This is a genomic window from Rhizobium sp. BK251 (assembly GCF_004345245.1).
Taxonomy (GTDB): Bacteria; Pseudomonadota; Alphaproteobacteria; order Rhizobiales; family Rhizobiaceae; genus Rhizobium.
This window is the reverse complement of sequence record NZ_SLUQ01000031.1, coordinates 1-1,064: the sequence shown is the minus strand read 5'-3', so window position 1 is coordinate 1,064 and position 1,064 is coordinate 1. Positions and strand designations below refer to the sequence as shown.

Below are 1,064 nucleotides of genomic sequence, written 5' to 3'. Positions count from 1 at the left end.
GAGGAGGATTTTGTCGGGATCGAACGCAATGCCTGCCCCTCGACGGGTTCGTGCGGCGGAATGTACACGGCGAACACCATGAGTTCGTCGTTCGAGGCGTTGGGCATGTCGCTCCTCTATTCTTCCAACATGGCCAACACGGACCAAGAGAAGATTGATAGCGCTTCCCTATCTGCGAGCGTGCTGGTCGAGGCCGTCAAGAAGGGCATCAAGCCTCGCGATGTCGTTACGCGCAACGCGATTGAAAACGCCGTCGCCCTGATCATGGCTACCGGAGGCTCCACCAATGCCGTCCTCCACTATCTCGCGATCGCGCACGCAGCAGAAGTCGAATGGTCTCTCGACGATTTCGAGCGGATCCGCAGGAAAGTGCCGATCATCTGCGATCTCAAACCGTCCGGAAAATACATGGCGGTTGACCTCCATCAAGCCGGAGGCATTCCTCAGGTGCTGAGGCTGCTGCTCAATGCAGGCCTGTTGCACGGGGATTGTCTCACCGTCACCGGCCGTACCATTGCGGAAGAACTTGAAGGACTGGCAGATCAACCACGTGCGGACCAATCTGTCATTCGATCCCTGGATGCCCCGCTCTATAGTGAGGGCCATCTTGCAATCCTCAAAGGCAATCTGGCGGAGGATGGGGCGGTCGCAAAGATCAGCGGTTTGAAGAAGCTTGTAATTACCGGCCCCGCGCGTGTTTTCGAAGACGAGCAATCGGCCATGGATGCCATTTTGGCTGACAAGATTAGGCCGGGCGACATACTGGTTTTGCGCTATCTCGGTCCGAAGGGCGGTCCTGGCATGCCTGAGATGCTGGCTCCGACATCTGCCATCATCGGTCGTGGACTTGGCGACAGCGTTGGACTTATCACGGACGGCCGGTTCTCGGGTGGGACGTGGGGAATGGTCGTTGGCCACGTTACCCCTGAGGCATTTGTCGGAGGGACGATCGCGCTGGTTCACGAGGGCGATATGATTACCATCGACGCGCATCGCAGGCTGCTTCAGCTTGAGGTGGAAGAGGACGAAATCGTGCGGCGGCGGGCTCTTTGGAGACAACCCAA

At 58.1% G+C, this 1,064-nt stretch carries 1 protein-coding gene; it reads left to right on the top strand.

The annotated features are described in order from the left end of the window. A partial coding sequence (locus EV286_RS31830; protein ID WP_207909962.1) for a dihydroxy-acid dehydratase occupies positions 1 to 1,064 on the top strand: 1,064 nt, incomplete at both ends.